Source organism: Clavibacter sp. B3I6, from assembly GCF_030816895.1.
GTDB lineage: Bacteria > Actinomycetota > Actinomycetes > Actinomycetales > Microbacteriaceae > Clavibacter.
In genome coordinates, this window is the sequence record NZ_JAUSYL010000001.1 from 1,823,842 (window position 1) to 1,838,631 (window position 14,790).

The 14,790-nt window shown below is 73.5% G+C and carries 11 protein-coding genes and 1 pseudogene; 6 read left to right on the forward strand and 6 right to left on the reverse strand.

The window, feature by feature from the left end:
• Nucleotides 1-37 precede the first annotated feature (37 nt).
• The gene (locus QFZ62_RS08685) at nucleotides 38-2,011 is read right to left on the reverse strand and encodes a sialate O-acetylesterase (protein WP_307504336.1); all 1,974 of its coding nucleotides are present in this window, start codon (nucleotides 2,009-2,011) and stop codon (nucleotides 38-40) included.
• A 235-nt stretch (nucleotides 2,012-2,246) separates the two neighbouring features.
• On the opposite strand from QFZ62_RS08685, the gene QFZ62_RS08690 reads away from it, so the two are divergent.
• Nucleotides 2,247-2,633, forward strand: coding sequence for a VOC family protein (locus QFZ62_RS08690; RefSeq protein ID WP_307504339.1), 387 nt, complete (start codon nucleotides 2,247-2,249; stop codon nucleotides 2,631-2,633).
• Between the two features lie 29 nt (nucleotides 2,634-2,662).
• Here QFZ62_RS08690 and QFZ62_RS08695 read toward each other — a convergent pair whose 3' ends face one another.
• Entirely contained in the window at nucleotides 2,663-5,101 is a 2,439-nt protein-coding gene (locus QFZ62_RS08695) for a phosphoketolase (protein ID WP_307504341.1), read from the reverse strand.
• A 246-nt stretch (nucleotides 5,102-5,347) separates the two neighbouring features.
• On the opposite strand from QFZ62_RS08695, the gene QFZ62_RS08700 reads away from it, so the two are divergent.
• A complete protein-coding gene (locus QFZ62_RS08700) occupies nucleotides 5,348-5,752 on the forward strand; it encodes a four-helix bundle copper-binding protein (protein ID WP_307504345.1) in 405 nt (134 codons plus the stop codon).
• A 19-nt stretch (nucleotides 5,753-5,771) separates the two neighbouring features.
• Nucleotides 5,772-7,034, forward strand: a complete 1,263-nt coding sequence (locus QFZ62_RS08705) for a cytochrome P450 (protein ID WP_307504348.1) — start codon at nucleotides 5,772-5,774, stop codon at nucleotides 7,032-7,034.
• On the opposite strand, the pseudogene QFZ62_RS08710 reads toward QFZ62_RS08705, so the two are convergent.
• The 4 genes and pseudogenes from QFZ62_RS08710 to QFZ62_RS08725 form a co-directional block, all read right to left on the reverse strand.
• Nucleotides 7,021-7,155: pseudogene (locus QFZ62_RS08710) on the reverse strand (YciI family protein); the annotation flags it as partial. The gene QFZ62_RS08705 and the pseudogene QFZ62_RS08710 sit on opposite strands and share 14 nt — an antisense overlap.
• Nucleotides 7,156-7,560: 405 nt before the next feature.
• Nucleotides 7,561-7,764, reverse strand: a complete 204-nt coding sequence (locus QFZ62_RS08715; RefSeq protein WP_307504350.1) for a hypothetical protein — start codon at nucleotides 7,762-7,764, stop codon at nucleotides 7,561-7,563.
• A gap of 712 nt (nucleotides 7,765-8,476) precedes the next feature.
• Complete coding sequence (locus QFZ62_RS08720) at nucleotides 8,477-9,430, reverse strand: manganese catalase family protein (protein ID WP_307504353.1); 954 nt, start codon at nucleotides 9,428-9,430, stop codon at nucleotides 8,477-8,479.
• A gap of 156 nt (nucleotides 9,431-9,586) precedes the next feature.
• On the reverse strand, nucleotides 9,587-10,390 hold the full coding sequence (locus tag QFZ62_RS08725; protein ID WP_307504356.1) for a formate/nitrite transporter family protein: 804 nt from the start codon (nucleotides 10,388-10,390) through the stop codon (nucleotides 9,587-9,589).
• Nucleotides 10,391-10,751: 361 nt separating this feature from the next.
• Between QFZ62_RS08725 and QFZ62_RS08730 the strand changes: the two genes are divergently transcribed.
• The 3 genes from QFZ62_RS08730 (at nucleotide 10,752) to QFZ62_RS08740 (ending at nucleotide 14,789) form a co-directional block, all read left to right on the forward strand.
• Nucleotides 10,752-11,774 (forward strand): LacI family DNA-binding transcriptional regulator, encoded by a 1,023-nt coding sequence (locus QFZ62_RS08730; protein ID WP_307504359.1) that lies wholly within the window; start codon nucleotides 10,752-10,754, stop codon nucleotides 11,772-11,774.
• Nucleotides 11,775-12,022: 248 nt separating this feature from the next.
• Nucleotides 12,023-13,603, forward strand: coding sequence for a sugar ABC transporter ATP-binding protein (locus QFZ62_RS08735; protein ID WP_307504362.1), 1,581 nt, complete (start codon nucleotides 12,023-12,025; stop codon nucleotides 13,601-13,603).
• Nucleotides 13,604-13,784: 181 nt separating this feature from the next.
• Nucleotides 13,785-14,789, forward strand: coding sequence for an ABC transporter substrate-binding protein (locus QFZ62_RS08740; protein WP_307504364.1), 1,005 nt, complete (start codon nucleotides 13,785-13,787; stop codon nucleotides 14,787-14,789).
• Nucleotide 14,790 lies beyond the last annotated feature (1 nt).

Consider the following 14,790-nt stretch of genomic DNA (forward strand, 5'->3'; position numbering starts at 1 on the left):
TACGCGCGGCGGACGGCGTCGACCCGCCGCTCGCGCCTCAGCGTCCCGTCTTCAGGAGGAACGCCGCGTAGGCGGCCTGGCCCATGGCCCGCGCGCCGGCGGCGTCGTAGTGGATGTGCTCCTCGCCCTCGTTGGCGCTGCCCCGGACCCCGGGCACGTACGCGACCTCCGGCCGCAGCTCGGCGAGCCCGCGGTGGACGGCGTCGATGTCCTGCCGCGCCGTGCGCAGCTCGGTCCACTCGGGGACCATCGCGCCCACCAGGAACGGCACGACGCCGTACCGGGACGTCAACCCGGTCTCGAGCTCGAGCAGGCGGTCGGCGTACTCCTCCTTCGCCGCGACCCGTCCCGCGGCGTCGACGGCGGTCTCGATGGAGCGCGCGTCGGACTCGCCCTGCGCCCAGAGGATGGCGACGAGCCGGTTGTCCGGGTCGAGCGCCAGGGCGTTGTCGATCTGCGTGGTCGCGTTCGCGTACAGGTTCACGAGGCCCTCCTCCGCGGATCCGGGCTCGGGCGTTGGATCCCAGGTGTACCTCTGGGCCGCGTCGACCCGGGTGAGCCCGGTGCCGCCCTGGGCGGCCGGGACGAGGAGGACCCGGCGGCCCGGAGCGGCGTCCGCGCGCAGCGCGCGCCCGAAGGTCATGCCGGGGCCGACCAGCTTCGGCTGCGCCTCGGACGTCCAGGTGGTCACGTGCTTGAGGCTGTCGTCGGCGGGGACGACCCGGCCCCAGTCCGGGTCATCGACGGTGCCGACGAGCTGGTCGAGGCCCTCGACGGGGACGTCGACGGCGGGGTCGTACCCGAGACCGCCGCCCTGCGCGTTGGACTGCCCGATGATCACGACGACGTCGTGGCCGACGCCGTCCGCGACTCCGACGGGCGCGGTCACCGGCCCGGTGGACCCGGACGTCGAGCGCGGTATGTCGGGACGGTCCGGCCACGAGCCGGTGACGGCCACGGTGATCCTCGTGCCGAGGGCGCCCTCGCGGAGCGTGAGCGTGGGGCCGGTCTCCCCGGCCTGGGCCTCGCCGTCGAGGAACCAGCGGTACTGGAAGCGCGTCGGGGTCGGGGCCCACGTGCCGGTCACGGCGCGCACGGTGCTGCCCACCACGACCTGCCCGATGATGCGGGGGGCGACGGTCGTGGGCGCGGCCGGCGTCTCCGGCGCGGGAGCCGTGGGGGCCGGCTCCGGCTCCGGCGCGGGCGCGGGCGCGGGCGGGACGGTGGGCTCCCCGCTCGGCTCCGGGATCGGCGTCGGCACGGGCGTCGGCACCGGAGCGGCGTCCACGACCTCGGTGGGGAGGCTCGTCCGGGACTGCGTCTGGACGCCGGTCCGGGTGCCGCTGACGGAGACGGCGACGCGCGATTCCGCGTCCTCCGCGGTCAGGCGGTAGGTCGCCGCGGTCGCGCCGCCGATGAGGACCCCGTCCCGCGTCCACGAGTAGCCGAGCACGGGGTTCGGGTTCCAACCACCCGGCTTCGCGGTGAGCGTCGAGCCGATGACGGTGAGCCCGGTGATCGTCGGCACCGGCGCCGTCCGGAACGGCGGGAGCGCGACCGGCGCGGTCGGCCGGCTGCGGCGCTCCGTCGTGGCGCTGCCCGCGCGGCTCGCGATGACGCGCACGGTGAGCACGCGGCTGACGTCCGTCGCGACCACGGTGTACGCCTTGCGCGTCGCCTGCGGGATCGCCGTGTCGTCCGCGAACCACTGGTATGCGAGCGCGGTTCCCGCGGGCTTCCACGTGCCGGGCACGGCCGTCAGCGTCTGACCCAGGAGCGCCGCGCCGGTGATGGTGGGGGTCGGAGCCAGGAGGAAGGGGACCGCCGTCCCGGACGCCGCCGTGATCGAGACGGGTGCGCTCGCGGACCCTGCGGTCCGGGCCGCGGCGACCGCGCCGTCGGCGGGCGGGGCCACGACGGACAGCACCAGGGCGACGGCGAGCGCCGAGCCGGTCAGCAGCAGGCGGGATCGACGTCCGAGCGACCGGGGGCCGCGGGCGGGGATGAGCACAGGCACTCCTCGGGAAGGCCGCGTCCAGCACGCCGGCGTCCCATGCTCCCACAGGCGGGGAGGCACGGCCCTCCCCGATCGGCCGGTCGCGTGCGCATCGCCGCCGAGGAGCAGGGACGGGGCAGAGCGCCGGGCGTCGACCGTCGCGATGCCCGCGGGAGATGCCGGTGTTCGTCCGCGTCTCCCTCCCCCCACCGCCCTTGACAGCTTTTCCCCACCAGCAGGACCATGGCGCATGGCCGCTGTGGAGCACTTCGAGATCCCCGCCGACGACATGGCGCGCGCGAGCGCGTTCTACTCCGCCGTCTTCGGCTTCCGGTACGAGCCGTGGGGGGAGGACGCGGGCATGATCATCACCGGCTCGGACGACGGGATCAACGGCGACATCCACCAGCGCGCGGACGTGCCGCACCCCACCATCGTGATCACCGTCGACTCCATCGAGGAGACGGTCGCGCAGGTGGAGGCGCACGGCGGATCCGCGATGGGCGGGATCCAGATGCTGAACGAGACGGACCGCTGGGCCTACGTGCGCGACAGCGAGGGCAACGCGATCGGCCTGTTCGACCACGGCCCGGCCGCCGCGGACGCGGGCGACGCCGCGGGCACCACCGCCGGCTAGCGGAGGCCGCGCCCGCGGCGGCCGGGCCGCTACGCGTTGTCGTCCCCGTTGTCGATCGCCGTCTGCCGGTCCGGATCCGCGAACGGCAGCCCCTGCGCACCCGAGACGTCCGCCATGTCCTCCCCGAACTGGCGCGTGTGCACGCGGTGCGCGATGCGCTCGTCGTCCATCCGCTGCGACAGCGCCGCATAGGTGGTCTCGAGGTGCGGCACGCGGCGGATCACGTCCATCACGAGCCGGAACCGGTCGAGGTCGTTGAGCATCAGCATGTCGAACGGGGTGGTCGTGCCGCCCTGCTCCACGAAGCCGCGCACGTGGATGTTGGCGTGGTTCGTGCGCCGGTAGGTGAGGCGGTGGATGAGCGACGGGTAGCCGTGGAACGCGAACACGACGGGCTTGTCGCGCGTGAAGAGCGCGTCGAACGACCCGTCGTCGAGGCCGTGCGGGTGCTGCGTCGAGTCCTGCAGCCGCATCAGGTCGACCACGTTGATGAAGCGCACGCGCAGCTGCGGGATCTCCCGCTTGAGGATCTGCACCGCCGCCATCGCCTCCACGGTCGGGATGTCGCCCGCGCAGGCGACGACCACGTCCGGCTCGAGCCCGGGCACCTCGGTGCCCGCCCACTCCCAGACGCCCACGCCGCGCGCGCCGTGCGCCCGCGCCTCCTCCAGCGACAGCAGGCTCGCGGTCGGCTGCTTGCCCGCGACGACCACGTTGATCAGGTCGGTGCCGCGGAGGCAGTGGTCCATGGTCACGAGGAGCGAGTTCGCGTCGAACGGCAGGTACACGCGCACGATCTCGGCCCGCTTGTTCACGACGTGGTCGAGGAAGCCGGGGTCCTGGTGCGAGAAGCCGTTGTGGTCCTGCCGCCACACGTGCGAGGAGAGCAGGTACGTGAACGACGCGACCGGACGGCGCCACTCCACCTTCGAGCTCGACTCGAGCCACTTCGCGTACTGGTTGAACATCGAGTCGACCACGTGGATGAACGCCTCGTACGAGGTGAAGAGCCCGTGCCGCCCGGTGAGCAGGTAGGCCTCGAGGAGCCCCTGCGTGAGGTTCTCGTTGAGGATCTCGATTACCCGGCCCTGGTGCGCCAGGTGCTCGTCCACCGGCAGCACCTCGCCCTGCCACGCCTTCGCGGTGACCTCGTAGACGTCGTCGAGCCGGTTGCTGGCGGTCTCGTCGGGGCCGAAGATCCGGAAGTCGAGCGGGTTGCGGGCGATCACGTCGCGGAGCCAGCCGCCCAGCACGCGGGTCGGCTCGGCGATGACGCCGCGGACGTCGCTCAGGTCGATCGCGTTGACCTCGAGCGGCGGCAGCGCGAGGTCGCGGCGCAGCAGGCCGCCGTTCGCGTGCGGGTTGGCGCTCATCCGCCGGTCGCCCTGGGGGCGGTTGGGCTGGAGCGCGGGCGTCGGCCGGCCGTCGCGGTCGAAGAGCTCCTCGGGGCGGTAGCTCTCGAGCCACTCCTGCAGCTGGCGGAGGTGGTCCTCGTCGTCGCGGACGCCGGAGAGCGGCACCTGGTGCGCGCGCCACGTGCCCTCGACCTGCTTGCCGTCGACCTCCTTCGGGCCGGTCCAGCCCTTCGGGGTGCGGAGGATCAGCATCGGCCAGGCCGGGCGCTCCTCGCTGCCGCCGGTGCGGGCGGCCAGCTGGATCCGCGTGATGTCGTCGAGCGCGTCGCCGAGCGCGATCGCGAACCGCTCGTGCACCGCGCGGTGGTCCTCGCCGTCGAAGCCGCCGGAGACGATGCGCGGCGCGTAGCCGTAGCCCGTAAACAGGGCGAGCAGCTCCTCCTCGGGGATGCGCGCGAGCACCGTGGGGTTCGCGATCTTCCAGCCGTTGAGGTTGAGGATCGGCAGGACGGCGCCGTCCGTCTCCGGGTCGAGGAACTTGTTGAGGTGCCAGCTGGAGGCGAGGGTCGCGGTCTCCGCCTCGCCGTCGCCGATCACGCAGGACACGACGAGGTCGGGGTTGTCGAGCGCCGCGCCGTACGCGTGGACGAGCGAGTAGCCGAGCTCGCCGCCCTCGTTGATGGATCCGGGCGTCTCCGGCGCCGCGTGCGACGGGACGCCGCCGGGGAACGAGAACTGGCGGAACAGGTGGCGCATGCCGTCGCGGTCGGGCGTCGCCGCGGAGAAGAGCTCCGAGTAGGTGCCGTCGAGGTAGGCGTTCGCGACCATGCCGGGGCCGCCGTGGCCGGGGCCGGCGATGTAGATCATGTCGAGGTCGCGCTCGATGATGACCCGGTTGAGGTGCGCGTAGACGAAGTTGAGCAGCGGCGTCGTGCCCCAGTGGCCGAGGAGGCGCGGCTTGATGTCGTCGCGCGTGAGCGGGCGCTCGAGCAGCGGGTCGTCGAGCAGGTAGATCTGCCCCACGGAGAGGTAGTTGGCGGCGCGCCACCAGCCGTCGACGACGTCGAGGTAGAGGGGCGCGGCGGGGTCTCGGGGTGCGGTGTCGGAGGCCATGCGTCAGCCTACGGCCGGGCGTCCGCGGGTGACCCGGGCGGGCGACATCCGATCAGCGGGATCGCCGGTCGGGGCGTCGCCGGGCCGCGCGCCCGGTAACCCCTCCGCCCCTCGGGCGCAACCCCCGCGGCGCTCCGGCGGGACCGCCCTAGCGTGGCGAGGACAGGGCGCACGGACGCCCGGCACCCCGCATCCGCCCGTCCGGGTCGGCGACCGCGGTGCGACGACGAGGTCCGGGAGGATCCCATGAGCCCCACGCTCGACATGCTCCGCAGCTCGCCCGCCGACCACGGCGGGCTCGACCTGGAGCTCCTGGCGGCGTGCATCGACGCGTGCGCCGCCTGCGCGACCGCCTGCTCCGCCTGCGCCGCGGCCTGCCTCTCGGAGGACGGCGTCTCCGAGCTCGCGTCCTGCATCAGCGCCGACCTGGACTCCGCGGAGATCTGCACGGCGACGCTCGACACGCTCACCCGGCACACCGCCGACCGCGTGGACATCACGCGCCTCGCGCTCGAGCTGTGCCGCGTGGCGACCGGGCGATGCGGCGACGAGTGCGCCCACCACGGCGACATGCACGAGCACTGCCGGATCTGCGCCGAGGAGTGCCGCCGGTGCGAGGCCGCGTGCGCCGCGCTGCTCTCGGCGCTGTGACGGACGCGCGAGGACCCGCGTGATCCCCCGCCTCCCCGGCCCCGACAGCTCGCTCCGCTTCCTCCGCGACGGCTACCGCTTCGTCTCGCGCGGCACCGACGCGGTGGGAGCCGACGCCTTCCGCACGCGCCTTGCCGGCCGGCCGGTCACGTGCATCCGCGGCCGCGAGGCGTCCCGCCTCTTCTACGAGGGCGACCGGTTCGGCCGGGCCGGCGCCATGCCCGTCTCGGTGATGCACCTGCTGCAGGACGAGGGCAGCGTCCAGGCGATGAGCGGCCACGGCCACCACGTCCGGAAGGCGATGTTCCTCGGCATGATGCTGCCGGAGGGGATCGAGCGCGTCCGCCGCGCCTTCGACGACGAGTGGCGCGCGGGGGTCGCGCGCTGGTCGCGGGTGCCCGAGGTGCGGCTGCACGACGAGCTCGTCGAGGTGCTCATGCGCACTGCGTGCCGCTGGGTCGGGATCCCCGTGGACGACGACGAGGTCCGGCGCATCGGCGGCGACATCGCCGACATGGTCGAGCGCGCCGCGAGCATCGGTCCCGTGAACTGGGCGGCCCGCGCCCGCCGCATGCGCGCGGAGCGCTGGGCGCGCGACGTCGTGCGACGCGCACGCGACGGCCGCCTGCCGGTCCCCGCCGGATCACCGCTGCAGGACCTCGTGACGCACGTCGACGCCGACGGCTCGCCGCTCACGGTCGAGGTCGCGGGCGTCGAGCTGCTGAACCTGATCCGCCCCACCGTCGCCGTGGCGCGCTTCATCGACTTCGCGCTGCACGCCCTGCACGCGCACCCGCGCTGGGCCCGGGCGTTCGCCGGCGGCGACGAGTCGGACCTCCGCGGCTTCGTGCAGGAGGTGCGCCGCTTCTACCCGTTCTTCCCGGTGATCGCCGGGACGGTCGCGCAGCCCTTCGACGGCCTCGGCGGATCCTTCGCGCCCGGCGACTGGGTGATGCTCGACCTCTTCGGCACCAACCGCGACCCCCGCCTCTGGCACGACCCGGAGGCCTTCGACCCGACGCGCTTCCGCGACTGGGACGGCGACCCGAACACCCTGATCCCGCAGGGCGGCGGCGATGCGGCCGGCGGCCACCGCTGCCCGGGCGAGGACATCACGATCGCGCTCGTCGAGGAGGCCGTGCGCCTCGCGACGCGGGAGACCGACATGACGCTGCCGCCGCAGGACCTGCGCATCTCGCTGCGGCGGTTCCCGGCGCTGCCGCGGAGCCGGGTGCGCGTCGCGGTGCGAGGGCTGCGGGCCGACGCCGTCAGCCGCGGATGACGCCGCCGCCCTCCACGGGCCGCACCTCCACGCCCGCGCCCGAGCGGGCGGCCGGGTTCCCGATGGCGATCGCCATGGCCGCCTCGAGGTCGGGCGCCTCGATCACGTAGAAGCCCGCGACGTGCGGGCGGGTCGGCGAGGAGCGGACCCGCGGACGCGATGCCGTGCCGGATCGCGACCGCCTCGGCCGGCGGCGTGAGGGCGTACGCGATGGTCATGGATCCGGAGTCCGTCAGCGCCTGCGCGTGGCGGTCGTGCGCGGCCCGCTCGTCGGCGAGCTGGGCCGGCGGGCGCGCATCGGGGTCGGTGTGGATGAGGACGACGAACTGCGGCATGGGGTTCCCTCCGATGGGGCCATCCTGCTCCGCGCGGGAAGCGGTGTCATCGGGCACGTCCGAGACGATGCCCTGCCCGCCCCGGCCGTCGGCCGCCGGTCGCCCCGGCTCCCGTCGTAGGAGACGCCGACGGCGTCAGAGGACGAGCCGCGCTGACGGTCTCGTCCCTTCGCTTCGCCGGCTGCACACCGTCACTGCCTCACCACCGTGACCTCCTGCCCGGTCGACACCGCGAATCCGAACAGAACCACCGAGGTGAAGCCGACGGCACCGGCGATGGCGATCGCCGCGAAGAGGTTCCGCGTGGTGCCGCGACCCATGAGCGCGCCGGCCGCGTTGGCGAGGATCAGCACGCCTCCGACCGGCCAGAGGACCACCGATGCGACGAGCGTCACGAGTCCTTCCGCGACGATCAGCACCGACACGACAGCGCTCCACCCGGCGCGCGGCGTCCCGGTGAGTGCCGGCGAGCCATCGCCCGCACGGTCAGATCGTCGAGCGGGCACGATCCCCCCTGCTGCTCTCGTTCGCGCTTCCGATGATCCGGGCGCGGGCCTGGATGCGGTCGAGCACATCGTCGGCATGGGCCGACCCGACAGCCGTGTCGCTGGGCGACGCCGTGGGTGCCTCTGCTGGCCGCGGAACAGGAGTCAGGGAGTTCCGCGCCCCGGCGCTCACCGTGAGCACCGAGCACGCCATGGGCTGCTCACACGCACAGCTGCACCTCTCGATCGGAATGGGCGCCGCCACGGATCGAGGTGGGCGACGAAGACGATGGCGTCGATCATGCCGCGATCCGCGAGGACGCGTAGCCCTCATCCCCAGCGGTGACGCGGGGCTGACGGACGCGCTCTCGTGTCGCAGGGACGCCTCCGTCGCGCTGACGGCCTCGGTCGCCGGTGGAGGAAGCGATGCGGGAGACCGAGGTGACCCTGCCCCCGCCGGACATGCGACATGTCGCTCCGGCGGTTCCCGGCAGTTCCCGGCGCTGCCACGGACTCGGGTACCCGTCTCGGCGCCCGGGCTCGGGGAGGACGCACGACGACGACGACGACGACGCCGCCTCCCGGGGGAGACGGCGCCGCGACGTGGTGCGGATGAGGCGGATCAGCCCTTCGCGGGCCCGTAGAACGCCTCGATGTCGGCGAGCTCGCGCTCGGCCGTCTCCTGGATCAGCGCCATGAGGTCCTTGTCGAGACCCGGCGCGAACTCCTCGAGCCGCTCGGGCGCGATGGTCGACGGGAAACCCTGGGGCGCCTGCTCGGTGGCGGTGAGGTCGGTGCCGTCGTTCGAGGGCGATGCGCCCTGGAAGATGCGGCCGGCCTCGCTCTTGCCGTCGAGGTCGAAGCTGTACTGCTTGCTCTGGAGGCCGAGGTCGAGGAGCTGCTTGACCTCGGGGAACTGCTCCGCGTTGGTCTTCGGGATCGGCAGGAGCTTGCCCCAGTCGACTCCGAGCGTCTCGAGCGCCTTCGCGTACGCGTTCTCGTGCGCCTGGTCGCGGACGATGAGGTACGCCACGGTCGCGCGGGCGACGGGGTTGTCGGTCATCTCGTAGATGCGGCACTTCTGCAGGCGGCCGGTCGACTCGAGCATGACGTTGTAGAGCAGGTCGAGCGGGAGGTTGCCGGAGTTGTAGACGTAGCTGCCGCTCCACGGGTTGCCGGCGGAGTCGACGGGCAGCGCGCCCTGGGCGCCCACGAGGTAGTGGTGGATGTTGCCCGTGTCGAGGGCGATGCTCAGCGGCGTCGCGCCGCCCTTGCCGGGGGTGTCGAGCGGGTCGGTGAGCTTGCCCGAGTACCCGGGCGCCCCGTCGAGGAGGCGCGAGATGGTGGTGCCGATCAGCTCGACGTGGCTGATCTCCTCGGTGCCGATCCCCTGGATCAGGTCGCGGTACGGCTTCGCCGACGCCCCGCGGAAGTTCATGGCCTGGAAGAGGTACTGCATCATCGTGCGCATCTCGCCGAACTGGCCGCCGAGGCCCTCCTGCAGCGCGTTGGCGGCGGCGGGGTCGGGCTCGCCGTCGGCGATCTCGTTGATCCAGGTCTGTGCGTGGAAGTACATAGGTGCTCCTATTTCTCCGTGAGGCGGGATCGCCGTCCCCCTCACCCTGCTCCGGCGCGCGCCGAAGGGCGGCGGCGGGCAGGTGGTTGCCAGGTAGCAACCGCATCGGCGGTCCGCCGCCTTCAGGAGGGAGCAGCGAGGAGCGAGGTCCGGAGGTCAGCGCTCCCGTCTCTCCTGCAGGAGCTCCTTCGTCCGCACGAGCCGCAGCGCCGTGACGAGCACGAGCCCGCCGAGCACGTTGAACAGCAGCGTGTACCCGAACCAGCCGAGCCACTGCCCGTAGGTGATGTCGGCGCCGGACTGGATCGCCCCGAAGATCAGGAGCGAGTCGAGGATGGAGTGGAACAGCTGCAGCCCGGCGAGGAGCAGGCCCCCCGCGACCGCGGCGACGATCTTCGCGGGATCCGAGTCCGTGCCCTGCTGCATGCGGGTCATCAGCGTGATCGTGCTGCCGCCGAGCACCGCGAGCACCACCGCCTGCAGGCCGAAGGGCATGTCGATGAAGTGGTGGGCCGACTCGTCGAGGGTCGCGTGCCACTTGGGGAAGGCCTGCACGACGAGCCACATGAAGAGCCACCCGCCGGCGAGGTTGGCCACCAGCGTGCCGCCCCACAGCCGGGCCAGGTGGCCGATGCCCGCCTCCTTCGCGGCGAGCGCGGCGATGGGCATGAGGAAGTTCTCCGTGAAGAGCTCGGAGTGCGCGAGGAGCAGCGCGACGAACCCGATGCCGAAGGCGAGCCCCGCGAGCAGGTGGCTGCCCGTCTCGGTGAGCACCGCGAGCATCGCCATGATCCCGAGCCCCACCTCGAGCCCGCCGAAGAAGCCGGTGACGAGCACGGCGCGGAACGTGCGGTGCAGCCGCTCGGCGCCCTCCTCGACGGTCGCGTCGAACGACTCCCGCAGCTCGTCCTCGACGGGGGCGTCGCTCTCGCCGAGCTCCCGGCGGCGCGCCTCGCTCACGCGCGCGCTCCCTCTCCGGATGGGCGCGCCGCAGGGCGCAGCGGGGTGCCTGCGGCGTCGGACGGTGCGGTCGCGGGGGCCGTGCGGGCCATGCGTCCCCTCCCGGATCGGTCCCGACGCGCCACCCTGACGGCCCGGGACGCCGACCCTGCCTGCGATGCAACTCGCGGACGGCCGGTCGCGTCCGACCCTTGACAACGGCCGCGCCAGGCGGACCGGCACGGGCGCGGACGGCGGCGCGCTCGCGGCGGGACGCGGATCCGCCCCGGTAGGGTGTGGCCAGCATGGGAGATCCGACCGGCCCGCGACCCGGCGGGCGCGACGTCCGTCGCCGCCTCGGAGGATGCCGGATGGAGTGCGGGTGAGCGTCAGGAGCGGCGGCGAGCGGCTCGGCCTCCGCGAGGTCGCGGAGCGCGCGGGCGTCTCCCACATGACCGTGTCGCGCGTGCTCAACGGGCACCCGCAGGTCAAGGAGTCCACGCGGCAGCGCGTGCTCGAGGTCGTCGCCGAGCTCGACTTCCGGCCGAACAGCGCGGCCCGGGAGCTCGTCACGCAGCGGGCGCTCCGGATCGGCGTGCTCATCGAGAGCGCGGTGGAGTTCGGGCCGTCGAGCATCCTGCGCGCGATCGAGCGGTCGGCGCGCGACGGCGGCTACTCGGTCGCGTCGTTCGCGCTGCGCGACGACGAGGACGCGACGCCCGAGGAGGCCGTGCGCCACCTCACCGGCCAGGGCATCGACGCGCTGTGCGTGGTGGCGCCCCGGTCGTCGTCCGTGGCGGTGCTGCGCACCATCACCACCGGGCTGCCGACGCTCGTGGTGAAGGCGGACAAGGATCCGGCGTTCCTCACGGTCTCGGTCGACCAGTCCGCGGGGACGCGCCTCGCGGTCGACCACCTCGCGTCCCTCGGCCACCGCGACGTGCTCCACGTCGCCGGCCCGCTCGACTGGCTCGACGCCCGGGCCCGGGAGCGCGCCTTCCACAGCCGCACCCGGGCGTGGGGGATGCGGGAACGGCCCATCGTGATCGGCGACTGGTCGAGCGACTTCGGCTACGACTTCGCGAAGGGGCTCACGGGCGTGCCCGAGTACACGGCCGTCTTCGTGGCCAACGACGAGATGGCGCTCGGCGTGATCCACGGGCTGCACGACCGCGGGATCCGCGTCCCGCACGACCTGAGCATCGTCGGGTTCGACGACCTCCCCGTCTCGCGCCACTTCCTCCCGCCGCTCACCACGGTGCGGCAGGACTTCCCGGCGCTCGGCGCGCTCGTGGTCGACGTGCTCATCGCCGCGATCGAGGGGCGCGAGATCCCGCAGAGCAGCCGGCTGCCCGCCGAGCTCGTCGTGCGCGACTCGAGCGCGGCGGCGCGCGCCGTCGACTGAGGCGGCCCGTCAGCCGGATCCGGCACCCGCCCTCGCCGCCCCGACGCCCGGCCGCTACAGTCGTGCACGTCGGGCACCGCCCGGCACGCGGCCACGACGGCCCGGAACCCGAGGAGCACCAGGTGCGTCACGCACGGGGATCGACGACGATCCGTCCGACCGGCCCGACGGTCGCGGACGAGCGGACACCGGCGCGCCCGCCCGCCCGCCCGCGGCACGCCGGAGCGCCGGCCGGGCCGACCGTCCGCATGACGGGCATCACGGTCGCCTTCCCCAACGGCGTCGCGCTCGACGGCGTCGACCTCGACCTCCACCCCGGCGAGGTGCACGCGCTCCTCGGCGAGAACGGCGCCGGCAAGTCGACGCTGATCAAGGCGCTGCTCGGCGTGCACCGGATCGCGGCGGGCGAGGTCCTGGTCGACGGCGAGCCCGTGCGGCTCGGCGGGCCGGCGGACGCGCGCGCCCTCGGGATCCAGGCGGCGTTCCAGGAGTCGCACCTGGTGGAGAACCTGAGCGTCGGCGAGAACGTCATGCTCGGCCACGAGACGCGCGGCCGCCTCGGCATCTCCTGGCGCGCCACGCACGCACGCGCCGCCGCGATGCTCGCGGAGCTCGGCCTCGGCGACTTGGATCCCCGCGACCGCCTCGCCGACCTCTCCCCCGCCAGCCGCCAGCTCGTCTCCATCGCCCGCGCCATGGTCGACCGGCCGCGCGTGCTGGTGCTCGACGAGCCCACCTCGAGCCTCGACGCGGACGACGTCGCGCGCCTGTTCCAGGTGATCCGCCGGCTCCGCGACCAGGGCGTCGCCATCCTGTTCGTCTCGCACTTCCTCGAGCAGGTGCTGGCCCTCAGCGACCGGATGACCGTGCTCCGCGGCGGCGTGAAGGAGGGCGACTACCTGCCGCACGAGATCGACCGCGCCGAGATCATCGCGCGCATGATCGGCACGGACGTCGCGCACCTCAAGCGCATCGGGTCGGAGCGGCGGGCGCACCGCGCGGATCCGGTCGGGCCGCCGCTGTACCGCGCCGCGGGCGTGGGGCGCCGGGGGATGCTGCGGCCCGTGGACCTGGAGCTGCACCCGGGCGAGGTGGTGGGCATCGCGGGGCTCCGCGGATCCGGCCGCACCGAGCTCGCGCGCCTGCTCGCCGGGGCCGACCGGGCGGACGGCGGCGTGGTCACGCTCGGCGGACGCGACGTCGTGATCGACCGGCCCGTGGACGCCCTGCGGAACCGCGTCGCGCTGTCGGCGGAGGACCGCGGGGCCGAGGGACTCATCGGCGAGCTGAGCGTGCGGGAGAACATCGTGCTCGCGCTGCAGGCGCTGCGCGGCTGGGCGCACCCGCTTTCCCGCGCCGAGCGGCAGGACCTGGTGGAGCGCCACATCGAGCACTTCGGCATCACGCCCGCCGATCCCTCGACGCCGGCCGGCGAGCTGTCCGGCGGCAACCAGCAGAAGGTGCTGCTCGCGCGCTGGCTCGCGATCCGGCCGCGGGTGCTGATCCTCGACGAGCCCACGCGCGGCGTCGACATCCGCGCGAAGGTCGACATCCAGGCGCATATCGCGCAGCTCGCGCTCGAGGGCGTCGCGGTCGTGTTCATCTCCTCGGCGTTCGACGAGCTCGTGCGCGTGAGCGACCGGATCGTGGTGCTGAAGGACCGGGAGAAGATCGGCGAGCTGAGCAACGGCCCGGGCGTCACCGTCGACACGATCGTCGAGCTCATCGCCGCGCCCGCCGACGAGGACGACGAGGAGGGGTTCCCGCTGCCCGAGCTGCCGGCACGGCCGACCGCGCCGCGGCTGCCGGACCCCGCAGCGCGGGCCTGATCCCGTTCGCGCGTCTCCCCGGCAGCGCGCGGATGTTCCCGGTAACACCGCCCTTGTGCTCGCGGGACTGTTACCGGTAACATCCGGAGCACGCAGCAGCACCCCGCGCATCCGCATCACCACAGGCCCGTCGAGGGCCGAGCGGGACGCCCCGCGTCCCGTCATCTCAAGGAGGAGATACATGTCCACGAAGAGGCGCATCGCCACCATCGCCGCCGCCGGGGCCATCGCCCTCGGCCTCGCGGCCTGCTCGAGCAACTCGGGCACCGGATCCACCGCAGGCGGCGCCGCCGACAGCGGCGGCGAGACGGCCACCGTCGGCTTCGTCGCGGTCGGCCCCGAGGGCGCCTGGCGCCAGGCCAACGAGAAGAACATCCAGGACACCTTCACGAAGGAGGCCGGGTTCGACCTCAAGTACGCGCCGGCCACCAACAACGACCAGAAGTCGCAGATCGACGCGTTCACGTCGTTCGTCGACGAGGGCGTCGACGTGATCCTGCTCTCGGCCACGGAGGGATCCGGCTGGGAGGACTCGCTCGAGCGCGCCAAGGAGGCCGAGATCCCCGTGGTCCTCATCGACCGCGGCATCGAGCCGGACGACGACTCGCTCTACGCGACCCGCATCGCCCCCGACAACATCGCCGTGAGCGAGTCGGTCGCCGACTGGGCGAAGACCGCGCTGCCCGAGGGCGGCAAGTACTTCACGCTCGAGGGCCCCGCGGGCGTCTCGGTCGTCAACGAGCGCAACGAGGGCTGGAACGAGGTCATCGGCGCGGACAGCGCCTTCACGAAGGTCGGCGCACAGACCGCGAACTGGTCGACCGAGGAGGCCAAGAGCGTCTTCGAGACCGTGCTCAAGTCGAACGCGAACGACGTGCAGATGGTCTTCGCGCAGAACGACGAGATGGGCCTCGGCGCCGTCCAGGCCGTCGAGGAGGCGGGCCTCACGCCCGGCGAGGACGTGAAGATCGCGACCATCGACGGCACGAAGGGCGCGCTCCAGGCCCTCGCCGACGGCAAGCTCAGCTTCGTCGCCGAGTACAACCCGCTGTTCGGCGAGACCGCGCTCGAGGCCGTCCAGGCGCTCCTCGACGGCGAGACCGTCGAGTCGTCGATCGTCGTCCCGTCGGAGACGTTCGACTCCCCCGAGAAGGCCGCCACCGCGCTGCCCGACCGGAAGTTCTAGC

Bases quoted from the DNA above. Each gene is read 5' to 3' on its own strand.
- QFZ62_RS08735 (WP_307504362.1), top strand. From the start codon at position 12,023: ATGACGGGCATCACGGTCGCCTTCCCCAACGGCGTCGCGCTCGACGGC.
- QFZ62_RS08700 (WP_307504345.1), top strand. From the start codon at position 5,348: ATGAGCCCCACGCTCGACATGCTCCGCAGCTCGCCCGCCGACCACGGC.
- QFZ62_RS08740 (WP_307504364.1), top strand. From the start codon at position 13,785: ATGTCCACGAAGAGGCGCATCGCCACCATCGCCGCCGCCGGGGCCATC.
- QFZ62_RS08690 (WP_307504339.1), top strand. From the start codon at position 2,247: ATGGCCGCTGTGGAGCACTTCGAGATCCCCGCCGACGACATGGCGCGC.
- QFZ62_RS08695 (WP_307504341.1), bottom strand. From the start codon at position 5,101: ATGGCCTCCGACACCGCACCCCGAGACCCCGCCGCGCCCCTCTACCTC.
- QFZ62_RS08720 (WP_307504353.1), bottom strand. From the start codon at position 9,430: ATGTACTTCCACGCACAGACCTGGATCAACGAGATCGCCGACGGCGAG.